The sequence below is a fragment of the Streptomyces sp. NPDC079167 genome (assembly GCF_040686735.1).
Classification (GTDB): Bacteria; Actinomycetota; Actinomycetes; order Streptomycetales; family Streptomycetaceae; genus Streptomyces.
Window position 1 is genome coordinate 22,689 of record NZ_JBFBLO010000014.1, and the last position, 21,453, is coordinate 44,141.

16 protein-coding genes are annotated in these 21,453 nt (G+C 72.3%); 4 read left to right on the forward strand and 12 right to left on the reverse strand.

The features are described from left to right. Positions 1-5: 5 nt before the first annotated feature. Entirely contained in the window at positions 6-701 is a 696-nt protein-coding gene (locus tag AB0P41_RS26625; protein WP_099173788.1) for a response regulator transcription factor, read from the reverse strand. Beyond that, complete coding sequence (locus AB0P41_RS26630) at positions 698-1,996, reverse strand: PspC domain-containing protein (RefSeq protein ID WP_356714251.1); 1,299 nt, start codon at positions 1,994-1,996, stop codon at positions 698-700. The genes AB0P41_RS26625 and AB0P41_RS26630 overlap by 4 nt, the downstream gene beginning before the upstream one ends. Before the next feature lie 165 nt (positions 1,997-2,161). On the opposite strand from AB0P41_RS26630, the gene AB0P41_RS26635 reads away from it, so the two are divergent. Both AB0P41_RS26635 and AB0P41_RS26640 read left to right on the forward strand, forming a co-directional pair. Beyond that, complete coding sequence (locus AB0P41_RS26635; protein ID WP_365934552.1) at positions 2,162-3,496, forward strand: PspC domain-containing protein; 1,335 nt, start codon at positions 2,162-2,164, stop codon at positions 3,494-3,496. Further along, a complete protein-coding gene (locus AB0P41_RS26640) occupies positions 3,483-3,722 on the forward strand; it encodes a hypothetical protein (RefSeq protein WP_356714249.1) in 240 nt (79 codons plus the stop codon). The genes AB0P41_RS26635 and AB0P41_RS26640 overlap by 14 nt, the downstream gene beginning before the upstream one ends. Positions 3,723-3,738: 16 nt before the next feature. Here the strand turns inward: AB0P41_RS26640 and AB0P41_RS26645 are convergent, their stop codons facing one another. The 5 genes from AB0P41_RS26645 to guaA all read right to left on the reverse strand — a co-directional run bounded on the left by AB0P41_RS26645 (position 3,739) and on the right by guaA (position 8,829). Continuing rightward, a complete protein-coding gene (locus tag AB0P41_RS26645) occupies positions 3,739-4,248 on the reverse strand; it encodes a DoxX family protein (protein WP_356714248.1) in 510 nt (169 codons plus the stop codon). A 75-nt stretch (positions 4,249-4,323) separates the two neighbouring features. Beyond that, positions 4,324-5,592 carry a hypothetical protein gene (locus AB0P41_RS26650; RefSeq protein ID WP_356714247.1) on the reverse strand — a complete coding sequence of 423 codons (1,269 nt, stop codon included), beginning with the start codon at positions 5,590-5,592 and terminating at the stop codon, positions 4,324-4,326. A 129-nt stretch (positions 5,593-5,721) separates the two neighbouring features. Continuing rightward, positions 5,722-6,477 carry a class I SAM-dependent methyltransferase gene (locus tag AB0P41_RS26655; protein WP_365934555.1) on the reverse strand — a complete coding sequence of 252 codons (756 nt, stop codon included), beginning with the start codon at positions 6,475-6,477 and terminating at the stop codon, positions 5,722-5,724. A gap of 42 nt (positions 6,478-6,519) precedes the next feature. Then, the gene (locus AB0P41_RS26660; protein WP_365934675.1) at positions 6,520-7,128 is read right to left on the reverse strand and encodes a Uma2 family endonuclease; all 609 of its coding nucleotides are present in this window, start codon (positions 7,126-7,128) and stop codon (positions 6,520-6,522) included. A 114-nt stretch (positions 7,129-7,242) separates the two neighbouring features. Next, positions 7,243-8,829: a glutamine-hydrolyzing GMP synthase gene (gene guaA / locus AB0P41_RS26665; RefSeq protein WP_356714244.1), complete on the reverse strand. Its 1,587-nt coding sequence runs from the start codon at positions 8,827-8,829 to the stop codon at positions 7,243-7,245. Positions 8,830-9,143: 314 nt separating this feature from the next. Here guaA and AB0P41_RS26670 point away from each other — a divergent pair, with 314 nt between their 5' ends. Further along, positions 9,144-9,446, forward strand: coding sequence for a chorismate mutase (locus AB0P41_RS26670; protein ID WP_365934557.1), 303 nt, complete (start codon positions 9,144-9,146; stop codon positions 9,444-9,446). Between the two features lie 302 nt (positions 9,447-9,748). Here the strand turns inward: AB0P41_RS26670 and AB0P41_RS26675 are convergent, their stop codons facing one another. Next, positions 9,749-11,491, reverse strand: coding sequence for a peptidase (locus AB0P41_RS26675; protein ID WP_365934559.1), 1,743 nt, complete (start codon positions 11,489-11,491; stop codon positions 9,749-9,751). A 302-nt stretch (positions 11,492-11,793) separates the two neighbouring features. On the opposite strand from AB0P41_RS26675, the gene AB0P41_RS26680 reads away from it, so the two are divergent. After that, positions 11,794-12,804 carry an LAETG motif-containing sortase-dependent surface protein gene (locus AB0P41_RS26680; protein ID WP_365934676.1) on the forward strand — a complete coding sequence of 337 codons (1,011 nt, stop codon included), beginning with the start codon at positions 11,794-11,796 and terminating at the stop codon, positions 12,802-12,804. 70 nt (positions 12,805-12,874) lie between these two features. On the opposite strand, the gene AB0P41_RS26685 is transcribed toward AB0P41_RS26680, so the two are convergent. From AB0P41_RS26685 to AB0P41_RS26700, 4 genes are all read right to left on the reverse strand, one after another. Continuing rightward, positions 12,875-14,713, reverse strand: coding sequence for a GMC family oxidoreductase (locus AB0P41_RS26685; protein WP_365934561.1), 1,839 nt, complete (start codon positions 14,711-14,713; stop codon positions 12,875-12,877). 46 nt (positions 14,714-14,759) lie between these two features. Next, a complete protein-coding gene (locus AB0P41_RS26690) occupies positions 14,760-16,394 on the reverse strand; it encodes a succinic semialdehyde dehydrogenase (protein ID WP_365934562.1) in 1,635 nt (544 codons plus the stop codon). Between the two features lie 227 nt (positions 16,395-16,621). Then, positions 16,622-18,307: a serine/threonine-protein kinase gene (locus tag AB0P41_RS26695; RefSeq protein ID WP_365934564.1), complete on the reverse strand. Its 1,686-nt coding sequence runs from the start codon at positions 18,305-18,307 to the stop codon at positions 16,622-16,624. A gap of 115 nt (positions 18,308-18,422) precedes the next feature. Beyond that, complete coding sequence (locus AB0P41_RS26700; protein WP_365934566.1) at positions 18,423-21,389, reverse strand: protein kinase; 2,967 nt, start codon at positions 21,387-21,389, stop codon at positions 18,423-18,425. Between the last annotated feature and the right edge of the window lie 64 nt (positions 21,390-21,453).

Here is a 21,453-nt window from a genome sequence, read left to right on the forward strand (position 1 = left end):
CGGGCTCAGACCAGCCGTCGCGCGGTGGCCCACCGGGTCAGCTCGTGCCGGTTGGAGAGCTGGAGCTTGCGCAGCACGGCCGAGACGTGGGACTCGACCGTCTTCACCGAGATGAACAGCTGCTTGGCGATCTCCTTGTACGCGTACCCCCGGGCGATCAGCCGCAGCACCTCACGCTCGCGCTGCGTCAGCCGGTCCAGGTCCTCGTCGACCGGCGGCGCGTCCGTCGAGGCGAACGCGTCCAGGACGAAGCCGGCCAGCCGCGGTGAGAACACCGCGTCGCCCTCCTGGACCCGGAAGACCGAGTCGACGAGGTCGGTGCCGGTGATGGTCTTGGTGACGTAGCCGCGGGCGCCGCCACGGATGACGCCGATGACGTCCTCGGCGGCGTCCGAGACGGACAGCGCGAGGAAGCGCACCGGGTTCTCGACGGCGCCCATCATCGGGGCGCAACGCCGCAGCACCTCGACACCGCCGCCGCCCGGGAGGTGGACGTCGAGGAGGACGACCTCGGGACGGGTGGCGGTGATCACGGTGACCGCCTGGTCGACGTCCGCGGCCTCGCCTACGACCTCGACCCCGGTCTCCTCGGTACGGCCGATCTCGGCCTGGACGCCGGTGCGGAACATCCGGTGGTCGTCGACGAGCACGACCCGTACCCGGCGCTCCGGGCCCCCGGTCGCTTCGGTGTTCTCGGTCATTCGCTCGCCCTCTCCATCTCCAGCTCGACTTCCGTGCCCCCGCCGGGCACCGAACGCAGCCGCGCGGTGCCGCCGTTGCGCTGCATCCGGCCGATGATTGATTCTCGTACGCCCATCCTGTCGCCCGGGACGGCGTCCAGGTCGAATCCCGGCCCCCGGTCCCGTACGGAGACGAAGACCGTGCGGCCCTCGACCTCCGCGAAGACCTGGACGGCGCCGCCCTCGCCACCGTACTTGGCGGCGTTGACCATGGCCTCGCGTGCGGCCTGCATCTGCGCCACCAGCTTCTCGTCGAGCGGGCAGTCACCGACGACGACGACCTCCAGCGGCACCCCGTGCTTGTCCTCGACCTCGGCGGCGGCCCGCTTGACCGCCTCGGCGAGGCCCGTCGGTTCCTCGTCCTCCTCCTTGCCGGTGCCCTCCGGGTTGTACAGCCAGTTGCGAAGCTCGCGCTCCTGGGCGCGGGCGAGTCTGCGGACCTCGCCGCCGTCGTCCGCGTTGCGCTGGATCAGCGTGAGCGTGTGCAGGACCGAGTCGTGGACATGGGCGGCGACCTCGGCACGCTCCTGGGCCCGGATGCGCATCAGGCGCTCCTCGGAGAGGTCCTGGGTCATGCGTACGAGATAGGGGCCCGCGAGCAGCGCGATCCCGGTGAGCACGGCGATGGCGGCGGTCAGCGCGGTGCCGAGCTGGGCCGCCGAGCCCCGCACCACCATGAAGGCGGCGAGACCGAGTCCGACGAGCGCGACGCCGGCCAGTCCCCGGGCCAGTTGCAGCACACGGCGGCGGCGGCCGACCTCCATCCAGCGGGCCCGGCGCGCGTTGTCGGCCTGGCGCCACACCAGGACCGAACCCGCGCCTATCAGCAGCGCGGGCCAGACGTAACGGTCCGCCTCACTGCCCATGTCGACATTGCCGACGAAGATCATGGCACCGACGAGCAGCGCGACGAGGGCGAACACCTGGCCCGTGTCGGGCTTGCGGAGTCTGCGCCGGCCGTCCGGAGCGGTCTCGAAGAGGGACCGCTCCACGCCGCCGATCCCGCCGCCCCCGCCGACCCCGAGCGGTACGACGATCCAGAACACGGCGTAGAGCAGCGCGCCGAGGCCGTCCGCGAAGAACAGCCCGAGGAAGACGAACCGCACCCAGGCGACGGGCAGCCCCAGATGTCCGGCGAGCCCGCGCGCGACACCGCCGAGCATCCGCCCGTCGGCGCTGCGGTAGAGCTTGCGCGGCGCCGGCTCCTCCGGGTCCGGGGCGTGGGAGCTCGGGGCTCGGGTCGTGGCTGCTGGCATGTACCGATCGTCACACGTTCCGGCGGGCCGTGGCATCAGGGTCTGCCCGGACTCGACCCTGAGGCCCCGGCTGCCGTGCGGATGGGGCCCCCGGGACGCAATATCAGGGATCGGCCAGGGTCGTCGAGGCTCCCACAAGGGCGTACGGGCCGTCACCATGGATCCATGACCGTTCCCCAGGACGCCTCCCCCGGCGTCACACCGCCCCCCGAGCCGGCACCGCGGCTGGAGCGCAGCCCGCGGCAGAAAGTCGTGGCCGGGGTGTGCGGCGGGCTAGGCCGGTACTGCGACGTGGACCCGGTGATCTTCCGGATCGTGCTCGGTGTCCTCGCCGCGACGGGCGGCATCGGACTGATCTTCTACGGCTTCGCGTGGCTGCTGCTCCCGGTGGAGGGCGAGGACGAGAACGAGGCGCGCAGGCTGCTGTCGGGCCGGGTCGAAGGCGCCTCACTGGTCGCGCTGGTGCTGGCCCTGGCGGGCTGCGGCCTGCTGCTGTCGATGCTGCACAACGGCGGGATGCTCGCCTTCGCCGCGATGCTTTCGCTGACCGTGATCGGCTTCTCGGTCTGGAGCCAGCACCGCCGGACGGCCCCGCCGGAGGACCGTCCGGGCACGGCGGCGCACACCCCGGGGTCCACTGCGCACACCGCCGGCCACGGGGCGCCGCCCGAGGTGAAGGCGCCGCCCACACCGGGCAGTCCGTCCTGGTGGCGGGACCCGATCGTCAAGGACGGCACGACCGGCCCGGCGGGGACCGGCTACCTCTGGGGCCCCGAGAGCGCGGTGCCGGAGGCGGCGGAGCTCGGCAGGAGCATGCCGACACCGGCCGACCCGTACCGCGCACCCCACCGCCCGCAGGGCACCCGGGGCCCGAGGTCGATCGGCGGCCTCATCTTTCTGCTCGCCCTGGTCGCGGGCGGGCTCGGCACGGGCCTGAGCTGGGAGACCCATCCGCTGGGGCCAAGCCTGCAGATCGGTCTCGCCGCCGCACTCGGGGTCTTCGGCCTCGGTCTGCTCGTCGCCTCCGTCCTCGGCAGGACCGGCTTCGGCACGGTGCTGCTGGCCATGATCACGGCCGGGCTGCTGGCGGGAGCCTCGGTCGTCCCGGACGACATCGGCACCGACTGGGTCCGCAAGGAGTGGCGTCCCGACACGGTGGCGACGGTCCAGCCGCAGTACAAGCTGGGCACCGGTGTCGCGAAGCTCGACCTCTCCGGGGTCGCCGTACCGGAGGGCGAGACCCTGCGCACCCGGATCGAGGTCGGCGCGGGCCGCGCGCTCGTCGTCGTACCGGCGGGGGTGACGGTGAAGGTGGACGCCGAGGCGGGCCTCGGCGACATCCAGTTCCCGTCCGACCGGCGCAAGGACGTGGACATCGCCCCCGACCGGCGCACCCTGCAGACCATCGCCCCCGCAGCGAACAGCAAGCCCGCCGGCACCGTCGAACTGGGCATGGGAGTCGGCATCGGACAACTGGAGGTCACCCGTGCTGCGTCATGAGATCCGGCCGGGCCGCGCGGTGGCCGGCCTCGTCATGCTGACCCTGGCGGCAGGCTACGCGGCGGACGCGACGGGCGCCTGGAACGCCCCGTGGACGTTCTTCGCCCCCGTGTTCCTCGGCGGCCTGTGGCTGGCCGCCACGGTGACCTGGGTCAACTACCGCCTGCGGCGACGGCGCGGGGCACGGAAGGCATCGGCGGACGCGTCGGCGCCGGGTCCGACCTGAGTGCCCTGCCACGCCCTCAGACGCGCACGCGGCGTCGGCCTCCTCGCAGGGCGTCCACCGACCAGTAGGGCGCTCCGGCCAGCAGCAGTGGCAGCCAGGCCATGAGGTAGACCAGGTCGTTGCCGTAGTAGTACGGCGTGCTCTGCCAGCTCACGGTCAGCCACAGGCTCAGCGAGATCAGCGCCCCGCCGAGCGCCGCGATCCGGGCCCACAGGCCGGCCAGGGTGCCGAGGCCGACGAGGAGCTCACCGATCGCGATGGCGTAGCCGAAGCCTTCGGGGCTCTTCAGGGCCAGGTCGACGAGGCCCGGGATCGCCGCGCTGTCGCGTACGGCGTTCATCATCTCGCCGAGGGAACCGGTGCCGCTCGCGGACAGGAACGCGCTGTCGGTGAGCTTGTCGAGCCCCGCGTAGACGAAGGTGACGCCGAGAAAGATCCGCAGGGGAAGGAGCGCGTACTGCCCCGCCCGGTCCCGGAGACTTCTCGGCTCGTCGAGCCCGTAGGAACCGCCCCTGTACCCGCGCATCACTGCCCCGCTTTCCGTTGGCCTTCCGACAGACCATACGTACGCCGGTTCGGGGCGGCTCACCAGGTGTGCGGTTCAGTCCGTCACATCGATGCGGCACGCGTTGGTCTCGACACCCGCGGCCGTGACGACCTGCACCTCCACCTCGCCCGGTTCGACCTCGACGGGTACCGGCACGATGAGCACGGTGTCCGCCGGGTTGGCGAAGCCTCCGGTGACCGGGATCAGCGGTACGTGCACGTGGACCCGGCCGATCCTGACTACCACCCGCGCCAGCCGGTCGGGGCTTCCGGCGCCCGGCGGCACGAAACCGGCGCCCCGGATCTCGATGTCGTCGCCGGTACGGATCGGGGCGTCCAGGTCCCCGGCCTCCCTGGCCCGGACGACCGACAGGATGACGGGCCGGCCGCCCTCCGCGTACTTCCCCGCGAAGTACGTCGCCGCCGAGACGGCCACCAGGACCGCCAGACCCCACGGCAGATCCGGCAGCTGCTCGGGGCGGCGGGCCAGGCGGACCGCGGCGAACAGCACGGCGACCGTGCTGACCAGGACGTACTGCACATCGGTGAAGCTGCCGCGTCCGGAGTCGTCGGTCAGCAGATCGGCGGCCCGGGGCCGGTCGGCCCGCAGCTTCTGCAGCCGCTGCCCCAGGACGCGTACGGTCACCACCCGGCGTACGACGACGGCGACGGCGCACACCAGCGCGAGCACGGACAGCACGCCGGCCGAGCGGACCAGGTCCAGGCCCTCGATCAGGGTGTCCCGGTCGGCGTGGGCCGACGCCCCGGCCAGCTGGAGCGCGAGGACGAGGACGGCGAAGACGGCGAGCAGCACCCAGGAGGCGGCGACCGTGCGTGAGGTGGAGAGCCGGTTGTCCTCGCCGATCAGCGGGGCGAGGAGGCCGCCGCGGGCCCGGTGGACGCGGGCGGCCCCCGTCAGCAGGCCGGCGGTGACGAGTGCGGCGAGCAGGCCCGCGGTGCGTGCGGTGGACCAGCCGGCGCCGATGGCGGTGACCGCCTCGCCGACGACCAGCAGGGCGACGCCGCCCCAGACCACGGTCAGGGTGCGCCGCCAGAGGGCGTGGAGCCAGGCGTCACCTGCCTCCCGGCTGCGGTCGGCGACGGTGCGGGCCGACTCGGTCAGCTCGTCCGACACCCACTGCCGGGACGCGGACACCGACTGGGCGACACCTCCTGGCAGGCCCTGGCCGGCGGCGAGTTCGTCCCGCTTGGCGAGGAAGGCCGCCACGGCCCGCCGGTGCCCTTCGCGTGCCCCGTGCGGGCAGTCGCCGCACGTACAGCCACCGCCGTGCGTGCTTTTCGCCCTCGCCTCGTCCAACGCCACGGAGAACGCCGCCCTTTCCCGCCCCGGTCCAACCAACTCGCCTCTGATTTCTGCGAATTGTGCCGTACGGGGCCGCTCCGTCCCGCATCGGGGCGGCTCGGGGGCGCTCGCTGTACGGATGTGCGATTGTCAGGCGCCGAGCACGAGGTAGGCGAGGCCCAGTGTCCCCCGGTATCCCCCGTAGTAGCCGGTGCGGCGGGCGTCGACGGCCTCGGTCACCGCGGCGTGCAGGGGGTGGCCGGGGTTGGCCAGCGCCCAGCGCTCGCCGCGCCCGATGTTGGCGGCGGACTCGAAGAGGTCCCACTCGCGCCGGTCGGCGGCGGTCACCTGGAGCGGCCTGAGTCCGGCGGCCTCGGCCTGCCGGATCAGCTCCAGGAGCGTGCCGAAGTCGTCCGGTTCCGCGCCGAGTCCCTCCAGCGCGGCGGGCGAGGGCTCACGCTCCCAGAACCCGTCGCCGAACAGCACCCGGCCGCCGGGGCGTACGGCGGCCCGCAGGGCCTTCAGCGCCTCCGCGGTACCTCCCGGCCAGGCGTGCGAGGAACCGATGGAGACGGCGAGGTCGTAGCCGGTCGCCAGGTGTTCGGCTGCCGGGACCTCGTGGAACCGCACCCGGTCGGTGAGATCTCGCTCCTGCGCCAGGCGGCGTCCCCGGATCACGGCTTCCGGGTCGGTCTCGACGCCGTCTCCCGTGGAGCCGGGAGCCGCCTCGACCAGGCGCATCAGCAGCTCACCCCAGCCGCTGCCGAAATCGGCGATGCGGGAGCCGGGAGCGGGGGCGCACGCTGAGATCAGCTGGGCGGCGTGTTCCTCGGAGAGCGGGGTGTTCCAGGTGAGGCGGTCGTTGCCGGGGGCGGACATGAGGGCGCGGACTTCTTCGGCTGACATGGGGATGCACCATGCCACCGGCGAAGGAACGATGCCACCGAATTAGCGGGTCCGCCGCCGGTGGATCGCGGTGAGGTCGATGTCGAAGGAAAAGGGCACGTCGACTTTGAGGGTGTTGTGGTAAATCCCCGTCGCGGTATACGCCCTGAGAGTCGGATCGAGTTCGTAGACGTACACGACGGGCAGACCGTCGGCACCCTGCTCGACCCGCCAGAAGTGCAGGACGCCGGCGGCGGCGTACTTCCGGGGTTTGACATCCCTGTCCCTGACCGCGGACTCCTCCGAGACGACCTCCACCGCCAGAAGGACGTCTTCCGGTCGGAGACACGTCTCCTTGGGGCCTGTATCCGCGTCCGACGAGACCACGAGCACGTCCGGCTCGGGCCGGTTCCGGCTGTCCAGCTTGACGCTGAACTCACGAAATACATCGAGTTCGTCCGGTGCCTGGTCGAGGAGGGAGTTCTCCAGCAGACGCATGGTCCGCATGTGAAACCTGGTCTGCGGACTCATGAAGATAAGACCCCCGTCGATCAGCTCGGTGTGCCGCGGCAGGTCCGGAAGCCGATCGAGGTCCTCCGCCACCCAGCCCTGGGGCGGGGGCACTGGGTAGTGGTAGTGCTCGGTCACTTCATCGTCGGGTGCGGCACTCATGATTGCTCCCATGGGGCAGAGTCTCGTCTCCTCGGCCAGCGTACCCATCCGATACGACGATGCCGCCGCCCAAACGAATGAGCGACGGCATCGGCATTGACCCTGCGGGGAGTGCTACTCCCACTCGATCGTCCCCGGCGGCTTGCTCGTCACGTCGAGCACCACGCGGTTCACGTCGGCGACCTCGTTGGTGATGCGGGTGGAGATCTTCGCCAGCGTCTCGTACGGCAGGCGCGACCAGTCGGCCGTCATGGCGTCCTCGGAGGAGACCGGACGCAGCACGATCGGGTGGCCGTACGTACGGCCGTCGCCCTGGACACCGACGCTGCGGACGTCCGCGAGCAGGACCACGGGGCACTGCCAGATGTCGCGGTCCAGGCCGGCCGCCGTGAGCTCCTCGCGGGCGATGGCATCGGCCTCGCGCAGCAGGTCGAGCCGCTCCTTGGTGACGTCACCGACGATACGGATCCCGAGGCCGGGGCCCGGGAACGGCTGGCGCTGGACGATCTCCTCCGGCAGGCCGAGCTCCTGGCCGACCATCCGGACCTCGTCCTTGAACAGCTGACGCAGCGGCTCGACGAGCTGGAACTCGATGTCGTCGGGAAGCCCGCCCACGTTGTGGTGGGACTTGATGTTGGCGGTGCCGGTGCCGCCGCCGGACTCGACGACGTCCGGGTAGAGGGTGCCCTGGACGAGGAAGGCGACCTCGGGGCCGTCCTCCTGGAGGATCTCCAGCTGCGCCTGCTCGAAGACGCGGATGAACTCGCGGCCGATGATCTTCCGCTTCTGCTCCGGGTCGGACACACCGGCCAGGGCGTCGAGGAAGCGCTTCTCCGCGTCGACGACCTTCAGCTTCGCGCCGGTCGCGGCCACAAAGTCCTTCTCGACCTGCTCGGTCTCGCCCTTGCGCATCAGACCGTGGTCGACGTACACGCAGGTGAGCTGGGAGCCGATGGCCTTCTGCACGAGGGCGGCGGCGACCGCGGAGTCCACGCCTCCGGAGAGGCCGCAGATGGCGCGCTTGTCGCCGACCTGCTCGCGGATCAGGGCGATCTGCTCCTCGACGACGTTGGTGGTCGTCCAGGTCGGCTCGATGCCCGCGCCCCGGTAGAGGAAGTGCTCCAGGACCTGCTGGCCGTAGGTCGTGTGCATGACCTCCGGGTGGTACTGGACGCCGTAAAGCTTCTTCTCGTCGTTCTCGAAGGCGGCGACCGGGACGACGTCGGTGGACGCGGTCACGGTGAAGCCCTCGGGGGCGGCGGAGCAGGCGTCGCCGTGGGACATCCAGACCGACTGCTCGGTGGGCGTGCCCTCGAAGAGGGTGGAGCCGGCCTTGGAGACGGTGAGCGGGGTGCGGCCGTACTCGCGGGCGCCGTTGTCGTCGACCGTGCCGCCGAGGGCGGTGGCCATGGCCTGGAAGCCGTAGCACATGCCGAAGACCGGAACCCCGGCCTCGAAGAGCGAACGGTCGAGGCTGGGCGCGTCCTCCGCGTACACCGAGGACGGTCCGCCGGACAGAATGATCGCCCGGGGGTTCTTGGCCAGCATCTCGGCCACCGGCATGGTGGACGGGACGACCTCGCTGTAGACCCGCGCCTCGCGGACACGGCGGGCGATGAGCTGGGCGTACTGGGCGCCGAAGTCGACGACGAGGACCACGTCGGTGGTGATGTCGGCGGCGGCGGGGGGTGCTGCTGGCACGGGGGCGGCCTTCCGGCGGTGGAGAGGGGGTCGGTCCTCCCAATTCTACCGGCCGTGGGACACGACCCCGCCGGGCTCCCGTCTCACCATCCGGGCCCGGCGTGGACCCCGGCCAGGGCGGGGTCCATACTGGCTCCATGCTTCAGCACACGATCTTCGTCTTTACCTATGGCACCCGGCCCGCCGGCTGCCATGGTCGTGCTGCTTGAGCAACTGACAAGCAACTTCTCCAAGGCGCCCCGGGCCGACAGGCCCGGGGCGTTCTGGCGTTCCGGACCTGTCGCTCCGGGCCCTCGGCCCACCGGGAGTCACAGATGACCAGCACCACATCCACGAAGACGGCCGCCGAGCGGACCGGCGCGCACACCGACGAGGCCGCCTCCCTGATCGGGGGCGCCCGTACCCGCATCGACGCGCTGGACGACCGGATCATCGGCCTCGTCCAGGAACGGATGGCCGTCTCGGCCGTCATCCAGGAGGCGAGGATCACGTCCGGGGGCCGCCGGGTGAACCTCTCCCGGGAGATGGACGTCCTCGGCCACTACAGCGATGCCCTGGGCAAGCCGGGCACAGCCCTCGCCATGACGCTGCTGGAGCTGTGCCGCGGCCGGGTCTGAGGGGCACGGGCGCCGGGAGGCTGTACGGCCGCACCCGCGTTCGGTCCGGGTCTCACCCGTACGGCGCGTGACCGGGCCCCGGACGGCTTCGTTGATCCGTGTGTCCGTGCCAGCCAGGGGCGGCAGCGGTAGGAATCCACGCGTGGCTCCGCCGGGACGTGTGGCGTACCCCAGGTACGTCGTGGGACCACGATCCGGCGCGTGTGACCGGGCGGCAGGGGACAGCAGCCCGGTCACCCATGTGCGGCCGGTTCCGGGGACGCCCGGGACCGGCCGCCTACGGACCGTCGTGAGCGGCGGTCTCAGACCTGCCGGGCGCGGCGCCGGTTCGTCGCGTACAGCACGCCGCCCGCGGCCAGCGCTGTCGCTGCCGCACCGGAGGCCATCAGCGCGACCGAGCCGGTGGAGGCGAGGCCGCCGTCCGTGCTCGTCGACGCGGTGCCGGACGAGCCACTGCTCCCGCTCGAACCCGAACCGGACGACGAGGTGCCGGGCGTCGGGTCCTGGCCGGCCGTGTCACCGCCGGCGGAGCCCTCGGAGGCCCCGCCCGTTCCGGTGGTGCCGTCCGAGCTCCCGCCGGTGTCCTCGGAACCGGAGCCGTCGTCGTTGAGCACCAGTCGTGCGGTGTTGTCGGCCGGCTTCGGGTCGAAGGGCAGCTCGGGTTCGCTCAGCCACGTGTTGCGGATCCGGACCGCGCCGTCGGCGTTCGGGACCAGCTCGGTGATCTTCAGGTCGAAGGGCAGCGAGACGTCGGCCCCGTCGCGCACGGTCATCGAGGTGTTGCAGACGTAGCGGGGTGCGCGGTCCTGGTCCTCGCGGTACTTGCCGTCCGCCGTCACGCCCCGGCAGGACTCGGGCTTGCGGGTGACCTCGGCCCCCTTGGGCACGGTGAAGTCGAATGCGGCGACGGGCTCGCCGGACCGGATGTAGCCGATCCAGGCCGGTCCGTCGTTGCGGAAGCCGATGTCCGCGGTGACGGTCTCCCCCACGGCGCCGTCGGCCTTGCCGCCCACGGCGACGAAGTTCGCGGTGTTGTCCGTACGGAAATCGGCCTCCTGCTGGTTGTCCCAGGGGTTGAGGTCCGCGCCCCTGGCCGAGGAGGTGACCCTCTTCAGGGTCAGTGCGGGGCCGGTGCCCCGGGTGAAGTCCGCGCCCGCGCGCTGTGCGGAGCGCTGGGCGGAGCTGTCCTCGTTGATGCGGTAGATGAGGGTGTCGTAGAACGCCCGCTCGGTGGCCTTGACGGACAGCGGATCCGCCAGGGTGTAGGTCGCGCCAGGCTCGTAGGAACCCTCGACCGAACAAAGGGCGGTGGCCCAGGCGTACCCCTCGAACGGGTCGTCCCCGGCCTCGCCGTTGTACTCGCAGTTGGAGTAGCGCTCGGTGATCTCCATCCCGCGCGAGTACCTCAGGGTCAGCAGGACGCCGTCGGCGGCCGTGGTGCCCTTGTTGGTGAAGGTGATCGGGGCGGGCTGTACGTCTCCCGGCTTCAGCTCCTGCTTGAAGGGGAGCCGCTTCATGACGAGGTCGGGGCCGCCGACGGTCACCTTCGCCGAGAAGGGTGTGAAGGTGACCCCTTCCGCCGAGCCGGTCACCTCGATGGTGCCGGTGGCGCCGTCCTTGCTTCCCTTCGCCGCGGCGAGGTCGAAGTCGGCGATGGAGCTGAGGCCCGCGTAGACGCCCCAGTCCTGGCAGACGGCCGTGGATCCGGTGATCTCGCAGTCCGATCCGGTGTCCTCGGCGGGGGAGAGCTCGGCGACGCCCGCGATGCCGCTGAGGTCGAGGGTGTACGTCACCTCTCCCTCGTAACCCATGCTCTCCTCGTCCGGGTCCGGGTTGTGGACGGTGAGTCCGAGTGAGGACTTCTGCGGGCTCCCGGTCTCCGGGTAGGGGTGCAGGGCGGTCTCGGCGGGGCCGCCGAGCGTGAAGACCGGGCCGTCCGCCTGCGCGGGGGCGGCCACGGCGAGCGAACCGGCGGCGAGCAGCCCGGCGGCGGCGAGGCCGCCTGCCGTTCGGCGCAGCGCTGTTCTCGGGGAAAGGCGTGTCATCGCGAACCTCTGGGGATCGGCGGAGCTGTGTGACTGCTGTGACGCAGCACGGGTTCGACCACGCAGCGATGCGAACGGTTGCTCGGGCCAAGATCACGGTTTGAGGACGGCGCGGGGGTGTGGCGTGGGTGTGGCGTGGACCACATAAAGATTCTGTGAAACCCAGGACAACCGTTGTCCCACCTCGCAGGTCATGCATGGCGAACACACCGGCTCGTTCCGTACCCCACAACGGCAGGCCCGTTCTTTCCTACCAGCCGTACCGCAGCCCGCGCGGTACCACGGACCCGCTGAGGCCCAAGATGAAGCTCCGCCGCACCCTGGCACTCGCTGCCGCCACCGCAGTCATAGGCCCGGTCGTCCTGCTCTCGGCACCGGCCGCCTTCGCGGAGGCCGGGACCACGACGACCGAGAGCCCCTCGGCCACACCGGCCGAGACGGAGAGCGAGTCGCCGTCCCCGACGGCGACCGCCGAGGACACCGAGTCCGCCTCGCCGTCCGCGACGCCGTCGGCCACGGAGTCCTCCGAGGGGACCACGCCCGGGACGGCCTCCCCGACGCCGACCGCCACCGAGTCGGAGACGGCGTCCGCGAAGCCGACGCCCTCCGCTTCGGAGACCGACGAGGAGGAGGGGGACGAGCCGCTCGACAGCTGCGAGCCGCGTCCGCTCGAACTCTCCATCAACGGCCTCTCCGGCAAGATCGTCCGGGGCAGCGGCTGGGACCGGTTCAGCTTCAACGTCTACAACGACTCGGACAGGACCGTGAAGAACGTCGCGTTCTTCGCGGGCGCCGCCGCCGACAAGGCGGGCGCGCAGCTCTTCACGACCGAGCAGGTCCGGCTCCAGGCTCTCAACGAGGCGGAGGGCACCTGGGAGGACCTGGAGGACCTCGGCACGTCGTCCGGTTACGTCGGCGAGACCGACGAGATCAAGCCCGGTTACGAGGTCGACATCGACCTGCGCCTCAAGGTGGAGGCCAGTGCCCCGGTGGGTGCCGGCTTCAGCCTCGGCGGCGGGCTCGTCTTCGGTGAGGAGCTGGAGGCCGTTCCGTGCTTCACGGACGTCGCCTACAAGTTCCAGATCGTCAAGGCCGGTGACGACGACGGCGCGAAGCCCCAGGAGGGCGGCAAGGTCCCCGTTCCCACCACGAAGCCGGCCGGCGACACCACCAAGGTCACCGGCAGCCTCGCCGAGACCGGTTCGCCCTCCAGCACGTCGGCGATCGCCCTCGCGGGTGGCGCGGCCGTGGTGCTGGGTGCCGGTGCGATGTTCGTCGTGCGGCGCCGCAGGAACGGTGACGCCGCCGCGTAAGGCGCGTCGCCCGTAGGACCGCGAAGGGGCTGCACTCGGAGGGGGGTGCAGCCCCTTGGCGTTCCCGGGGTCAGGCGTCCGACGCGGCCTTCTTCGGCGGCACGGCCGGAATTCCCAGGAACGGCAGCTTCAGCGCGCCGAACGCCTCTTCCGGCACGGCGGGCGCCTTGGGCTCGACGGCGGCGAGCCGTACGTACGCCGTGTCCTGCGCCGGGCGCGGGTCCGTCTCGCCCTTGTTGGGCCAGAAGGACATCGCGCGCTCCGCCTGGGCCGTGATGGTCAGCGAGGGGTTGACGCCCAGGTTGGCGGAGACCGCGGAGCCGTCGACCACGGAGATGCCGGGGTGACCGTAGAGCCGGTGGTACGGGTCGATGACGCCCTCCTGCGGGCTCGCTCCGATCGGGCAGCCGCCGAGGAAGTGCGCGGTGAGCGGGGTGCCCATCAGCTCCCCTATGTTCGATCCCGCGAAGCCGTTGATCTCCTGGGCGAGCAGCGTCGCGCCCTGGGTGGCCTCGGCTATCTGCGTCGGGTTGGGTGAGCCGTGGCCCTGGCGGGCGGTGAGCAGGCCCTTTCCGACGCCGCCGGGCTTGCGGTACGCGGTCAGGGAGTTGTCCAGCGACTGCATGACGAGGCCGATGATGGTCCGCTCCGACCAGCGCCGGTTGGACAGCGACCGCATCGTGAGCACCGGGTGCCTGGCGACGTTGCCGAACCAGCTCAGCACCCGGTGGGTGCTGTAGGGCACCTGGAGGATGGTCAGCGCGCCCATGGCGTTGGATCCCTTGCCGTAACGCACCGGCTCGATGTGGGTGTTCTCGTCCGGGTGGATCGACGAGGTGATGGCGACGCCCTGGGTGAAGTCGGCCTTGGCGGTTCCGTGCTTCCTGCGGTAGCGGCGGTCGCTGGTCTGCGCCCCCACCAGGCCTTCGGAGTTGGTGCGGGTCAGCTCGCCGAGCCGGGAGGAGAGCCGGGGCAGCAGCCCCTCGTCCTTCATGGTGTGCAGCAGCGTCTGGGTGCCGTACGTGCCCGCCGCGATGACCACCTTCCGGGCCCGCAGCACGGACGGTTCCGCCTTGCGGCGCCGGTGCGTGGGCACGGTCGAGACGCGGTAGCCGCCGTCCGGGCTGTCGGTGACCGCGACGACGGAGGTCATCGGGTGGATGACGGCCCCTGCCTTCTGCGCCAGGTGGAGGTAGTTCTCGTTGAGGGTGTTCTTCGCGCCGTGCCGGCAGCCCGTCATGCACTCGCCGCACTGGGAGCAGGCCGTGCGGTCGGGGCCCGCACCACCGAAGTAGGGGTCGGGTGTCTTCCCGCCGGGCTTCGTGCGCGCCGTGCCGTCGGCGTCCTGGCCGTCGCCGAAGAAGACGCCGACCGGGGCGAGGTGGAAGGTGTCGCCGACGCCCATGGACTCGGCCACGGACTTGAGGTGGACGTCCGCCGGGGTCACGGTCGGGTTGAGCCGCACCCCGAGCATCCGCTTCGCCTGGTCGTAGTACGGCGCCAGCTCGTCCTTCCAGTCGGTGATGTCCGCCCACTGGCGGTCCTCGAAGAACGGCGCGGGCGGCACGTACAGGGTGTTGGCGTAGTTGAGGGAGCCGCCGCCGACGCCCGCCCCGGCCAGCACCATCACCTTGCCCAGCAGATGCACCCGCTGGATGCCGAACAGGCCGAGCGCGGGCGCCCACAGGTAGTTCTTGATGTCCCAGGAGTTCTTGGGCAGAGTCGCGCGTGTGAAGCGGCGGCCGGCCTCCAGGACACCGACCCGGTAGCCCTTCTCGCTCAGCCGCAGGGCCGAGACCGCGCCGCCGAAGCCCGAGCCGACGACGAGGACGTCGTAGTTGTACGCGTCGTCGTCCGCCGCCGGAACGGCCGGTGCGGCCTGATTCTGGGCAGGGCTGTCCTGGGACATGGCTCTCCTCGGTACGAAAAGGGCAGATAGGGGACGGCTGAGGGGGTCAGCGCAGCCGGAAGGCCTTCATCGCCTTGAGGCTGCGGCTCATGAAGGCGGCGTACTTCTCGTCGTCCATCCCGAAGGCCGGTGCGAGGGGCATCAGCCGCTGCTGGGCGACCGTCTGCGCCTCGGTGTACTTCAGGATGCCCTCGGAGCCGTGCCGCCGGCCGAGTCCGGAGTCCTTCATGCCGCCCATGGGCGACTGGACGCTGCCGTACGCGGGCGCGTACCCCTCGTTGATGTTGACGGTGCCGGTCCGCAGCCGCGCGGCGACGCGGTGGCCGCGTCCGGCGTTCTTCGTCCAGACACTGGAGTTGAGCCCGTACGGAGTGGCGTTGGCGAGGGCCACGGCTTCGTCGTCGTCGCTGAAGCGGTAGACCGAGACGACCGGTCCGAAGGTCTCCTCGCCGCAGACGGCCATCGGCGCCTCGACTCCGTCGAGGATCGTCGGTTCGTAGAACAGCGGGCCGATGTCGGGGCGGGCGACGCCGCCCGCGACGAGCGTGGCGCCCTTCTCGACGGCTTGGGCCACATGACGGCTGACGGTCTCCAGCTGCCGCTCGCCGACGAGGGAGCCCATGTCGGCGCCGTACGCGAGTGAGCTGCCGAGCCGCATGGCCTTCGTGCGGGCGGCGAAGCGCTCCACGAAGTCGTCGGCGACCGACTCGTGGACGTAGAGCCGCTCGATGGAGATGCAGAGCTGCCCCGCGGAGGAGAAGCAGGCGCGGACGGCGCCCGCGGCGGCCTTCTCCACGTCGGCGTCCGCCAGGACCAGCATGGCGTTCTTGCCGCCGAGTTCGAGGGAGACGCCGACGAGCCTGGCGGCGGCGCCCTGGGCGACCTCGCGGCCGGTGCGGGTGGAGCCGGTGAAGGAGACGTAGTCGGCGCGGCTGACGACCTCGGGGCCGACGACCGGTCCCTCACCGATGACGACCTGGAACACCTCGGCGGGCAGTCCCGCCTCGATCAGGAGGTCACGGGCCCACAGGGCGGTCAGCGCGGTCTCCGTGTCGGGCTTCATCACGACGGCGTTGCCGGAGACGAAGGCGGGGAGCGCGTCGCCGACGGAGAGTTCGAGCGGGTAGTTCCAGGGTGCGATCTGGCCGACGACACCGCGCGGCTGACGCAGTTCGGTGACCTTGGTGAGGGCCGGGACGACTCCGGTGTGCCGCTTCGGCTTGAGGTAGGAGACGGCCTTGCGCCCGTAGTGCCTGGCCGCGACGGCGACGGCCTGGACCTCCTCGTGGGCGTGCAGCCTGGCTTTGCCCGTCTCCAGCTGGATGAGGTCGAGTACCTCGGACTGGCGCTGTAGCACCAGGTCGTGGAAGCGGAGCAGCACGGCGGCCCTGGCGCGGACCGGCGTCGCGGCCCAGGCCGGCTGGGCGGCCCGGGCGCGGTCGAAGGCGGTGGCGACGTCCTCGGGGGTGGACTCGGGCAGGTCGGCCAGCTTCTCCCCGGTGAAGGGGGTGTGGTTGGCCGTACGGCCGGAACCGATGACGTCACGGGTCAGCTGGGCGATCACCTCGGGTGTGACCACGTCGGCGGCGGTGCGCGCGCCGGCCGGGGCGGCGGCCACCGGATTGGTGCCGACGCGGCTGCCGGGGGCGGCGGTGGTCGTGGAGGCCTGCGAGTCCGTCATGAGGGCGAGAGTATGTCCACCCGCCCACTTTGGGTACCCGTGGGTAACAGGTTTTCACAGAGCCCGCCAGAGACCCGCGCCCCGACCCGCCATCCGGCCAGTGATCACTGGCGGCATAACCGCTGATCAGGGGCGATCCGTCGTCCTCGGGGAGGATCGGCCGTCAGGATTCGTGAATCCCCGGCCGCTCGGCCGCCTCCGCGTGGCCCGTACGGGGGCGAGCGCCCTCAGCCCGTGCCCTCCGGCGGTTCCCAGCCCCGGAGCATCGTGTCGAAGAGCTTTCGGGTCTCGGCCCAGTCCCCCTCGGGCCCCGTCATGTAGAAGGCGTACTCCGGCCCGCCCTCCTCGGCGAAGTACATCTGGTCGATGCCGTGGCGCGGGCCGGGGAAGTCCTTGGACTCGACCCAGGTGAACTCCCAGAGGGAGCCGGGCCGGTCGCGGAAGATGTTCTCCTCCAGCGACACGCGCCGGTACGCGGGCAGGCGCACCGCCAGGTCCTTCTCGATGCTCTGCATGTGCGCGTACGAGTTGCTGAAGTCGGGCTCCGGATCGAGGCTGATCCGGATGCGGTGCGCGCCGTTGTCCGGGGTGTAGTCGATCTGGCCGGCGTTCAGCTGCCGCTCCCAGCCCTCGGGCACGACGAGGCTGAAGCCCTCGGGGTCGGTGACCTTCTTCCAGCCGTCGGGTATCTCCGGCCGGGCGGAGCCGTCCTCCCCGCCGACCTCCTTGCCGTCCCCCGTGCCGGCCGCGTGGTCGGCCGCGTCGTCGGCGGAAGGGGTGGGGGCCGGGCCGGGGGTGCTCACGTCCGACGTGCCTCCCGTGGCAGCGCCGCCGCTGTCCGCCTTCATCGCGACCAGTCCGGCGGCCCCGCCGATCAGGGCGGCCACCGCGATGACGAGCAGGACCGTGCGCCGGCGGCCCCGGCCGCGCGGGGCGGCGGACGGCACGGTGTACGGCGGCGGGGGCACGGGCGGCGGCGGGGAGAGCTGGGCGGTGGAGCCCTCCGGGCCGAGGAAGTCGCGCAGGTCGTCCTCGGAGACCCGCTGGGTCGGCACGTGCGCCTGCGCGGCCCGGGGCCTCCGCCCCTCCATCGCGTCCAGCAGCATGCGCTCGGCCTCCTCGGCCGTGGGACGGTCCGCGGGGTCCTTGCGCAGCAGCGCGGTGATCACGGGTGCCAGCGCGCCACCGCGCAGCGGCGGGGGCGGCTCCTCGGTGACGACGGCCTGCATGGTGGAGATGGGGGACGTACGCCGGAAGGGCGAGCTGCCCTCGACGGCCGTGTAGAGCGTGGCGCCCAGCGACCAGAGGTCGGACGCGGGGCCGGGGTCGCCGCCGCGTACCCGTTCGGGGGCCAGGTAGTCGATGGAGCCCACCAGTTCACCGGTCCTGGTGATGGTGGAGTCGCCCTCGATCGCGGCTATCCCGAAGTCCGTCAGCAGGACCTGGCCGTCCCGGGCGAGCAGGACGTTGGCCGGTTTCACATCACGGTGGAGAACACCCGCGCCGTGGGCCGCCCGCAGGGCGCTCAGCACATGGAGCCCGATCCTGGCCGCCTCGCGCGGATCGACCTCACCCGACTCCTTCGTCGCGTCGGCGAGCGAGGGCCCGTCGACGTACTGCATGACGATCCAGGGGCGGTCGTCGTACTCGAGGACGTCGTGCACGGTGACGACCCCCGGGTGCGTGATCCGGGCCGCCGCGCGCGCTTCCTTCTGCGTACGGGCGTGCAGCACGGCCCGGTCCGCCTCGGCGACGTACAGTCCGGCGGTCAACTCCTTGACGGCGACCGTCCGGTGGAGCACTTCGTCCTGGGCGCGCCACACCTTGCCCATGCCGCCTCGGCCCAGGACCTCACCGAGCCGGTACCTTCCGGCCAGTACGAGCCCCGCGTTCGTGCCCTGCGCGTGTTCCACGTCTGTTCGCCCCGTCCCTCGGGACGACAGGGTACGGACGGGAGGTGGTACCGGGAAACCTCGCATCGCTCACGAGACCGCACTGTGACGCATGTCGCTCCGGGCCGACGCGGCGTCAGGACCCTGCGCGATAGGTGGACATGGCCTGCTCGTAGATCTCCGAGACCTTGTCGCGCTCGTTCTCCGGGCCGATGACCTGGACGATGTGGTACCTGCCGTCCACGATCATGACCAGGTTGCGGACGTACACCTGCCGGCCGTCACCCTCCTGCCAGGTGAACTGCCCCTCCGCCATGGCCTGTCGGCCGATGTCGACGCGGCGCAGGCCGGTGGACGTGGCCCAGCTGGACTCCCTGAAGGGCTTCAGCTCGGGCTCCGCGGTGCGCTGGTAGTCCAGCGGGTCGCTCCCGTTGGCCTTGACGGTGTCCCGGCCGGGCACGACGAGGACCGTGAACCCGTCGCTGCCGTAACGGATCTGACGGTCGGTGCCGGTCGCACCGCGCTGCCAGCCCTTCGGGACGCCGATCTCGAAGCCCTCGGCGTCCTTGCGCAGCTCGTAGCCCTCCGCGAGCGCCACGGCGGAGCGGCTGGTCTGCGGCTTCTCCGAGCCCGACGAGCCCGATGAGCCCGACGAAGCCGATTGCGACGGGCCGCCGGACGGCGTCGCGCCTCCGGACGGGCTGTTGCCCGGGCCCGGCGCGGCGGAACCCGAGGGCGACGCGCCCGTATCCGTCCCTGAATCCGATTCGGGCATGAACAGCACGGCGTAGGCGATGGCGGCCGCCATCAGCAGCAGGATCAGCACCAGCAGCAGCCGTCCCAGCCGTCGCGGTGCCCGGGCGCCCGGCTGCGGCTGGCGCAGCACCTTGGGCCCCTTGGGTTCGCGGGGCGCACGTGGCGGCTTCTCGTACACCTCCTGCTGCTCGTACGCCTGTGGCTGCTCGCGGCGCTGCGGCTTCCCCTGGCGGTGGCGGCCGTGCGCCGCGCCTCCGCGGCCCCGGCGGCGGCGCACCAGCTCGCCCCGGCGGCGTACGACCGGGAGGCGGGTGGCGTCGGCGGGCGGCAGCGTGACGATGTCGGCGCCGGCCTCGGGCTCCGGAGCCGAGCGCACGAGGGAGCGCAGCCAGCCGCGCAGCTCCTCGAAGTCGGGCCGCTCCGTGGGGTCCTGACGCAGCAGCGACTCGACGACGGGGCGCAGCGGGCCGCACTCCTCCGCGAAGGCGGGCGGCTCTCCGCACACCATCTGGACGAGTTCGGCGGCGTTCTCCTCCGGATACGGCGCGTGGCCCTGCACGGCGCGGTAGAGCAGCGCGCCGAGCGCCCACAGGTCGGTGGAGGGGCCGATGGGCGGGGCGAGCTGCCAGTTGTCGTGGACCGGTCCCGCCTGCTCGGGTGCCCACCGCTCGGTGACGGCGCCGACCACGGCGATGCGGGCCTGCCGGGCGCGTTCGGCGGCGAGGGGGGTGGCCGGGCCCCGGTAGGCGGGGGTGGAGCCGCTTCCGGCGACGACCTCGTCCCATCCTCCGGAGGGCGTACGGGCGGCCACCGGCTGTGGCAGCCGGTCCTGGCGTTCCACGGCGCTGCCGAGACGCCGCGCGTCGGCGCGCAGCGCGTCCTCGCCGGAGCCGCCCGATCCTCCGGAGCCGCCCGCGGGCACGGGCCGGCCGGAGCCGGGGCCGTCGCCCCACGTGCCGGCGAGGTGGACGCGCCGCCCGGGGGGCGTGGGACCGGGGCCCTCGTCGTCGTCCTCGTCGTCCTCGTCCTCCTCGTAGGCGTAGGCGTACGGGTCGTCCGCCGTCCGGCCCCAGGCGGCGGGCAGCTGCGGCAGTCCGAGCGCGGGAGGCACGACGGGCTGCTCCCGCTCATCCGCGTCGGGGCCCTCACCGGGGCCGTCGTCGCGGCCGTGCCCTGCGCGCTTGCGGTCCTCGCCCGCCCGGGCGGCGGCGCGGGCCCCCGCGCGGTAGGCGGCGATGGCGCCGGCACGGGCGGCGCGGAGCTGCGCGGAGCTCCCGGCGCCGGGCTCCGCCGCGGGCAGGCCGGCGGGCGGCGCCACCTCGACCTCGCCGCGGGGTCCGGGGGCCGGCACTCCCTCGGTGGACTCCCGGGGGCCGGGCAGGGCCTCCTCCGGGGCGGACGGCTCGTCGGGGCGGGGCAGGGCAGCGGCCGACCCGAAGGCGGTCGGGGACTCGTACGGACCGGGCCCGACTGCCGGGGACTCATACGGACCGGGCCCGACTGCGGGGGGCTCGTACGGACCGGCCTCGGCGACCGAGGGTTCGTACAGGCCGGACTCGATGGCCCGGTCCTCGTACGGACCGGACTCGACTGCCGGGGGCTCGTACGGGTCCGCCCCGGCGACCGGGGGGTCGTACGTGCCGGACTCGATGGCCCGGCCCTCGTACGGGTCCGCCTCGGCGGCAGGGGGTTCGTACGGGCCGGTGGGGCCCGATTCGACCGCCGGCGGCCCGTAGGCGTTCTCCTCGTCAGGGTCCGTGCCAGGCGTCGGAACGTAGCCGCACAGCGCCTCCTCGGCCGCGCCTGCGGCGAGTCCGGTCAGCACGACGCGGCCGTCGTCGCAGACCAGCACCGTGCGGACCGTGATGTTGCGGTGCGTCCAGCCGTGCGCGTGCAGCACCCTCAACGCCGTGAGCACGTCGGAGCCGATCTCGGCGGCACGGTAGGGGTTGAGGGGCCGCTCCGCGAGGAGCGCGGCGAGCGGCCGGGCGGCCACCAGCTCGCTCACTATCCAGAGCGATCCCGCCTCGGCGAACACGTCGAAGACCTGGTCCAGGCGCGGGTGGTCGGGCACCTGGGCCGCCGCCTGCGCGGCCTCGATCGCCCGCCGGACCGCCGGGTCGGTGGGCCGTCGCACCGTACGTCCGGTGGCCCGCCTGGCGGAGGTCAGACCGTCGGCGTCGAGCACTTCCGCGTCCACGACCTCCGGCAACGGCACCTGCCGCACCAGGACTTCCTGCCCGCTGTACGTGTCGAAGGCCCGCGTCTCGACCAGCTCGAAGGCGTCGGACGGGGGCAGCGGAAGGCGGTAGCGGTCGGCAAGTACCCGACCCGCGTAGTCGTCCACGACGCCTCCCCAGAGCGCGCTGTCCCCCGGTCACCGAGACCGCATGAATCCGTCAATTGCGGTC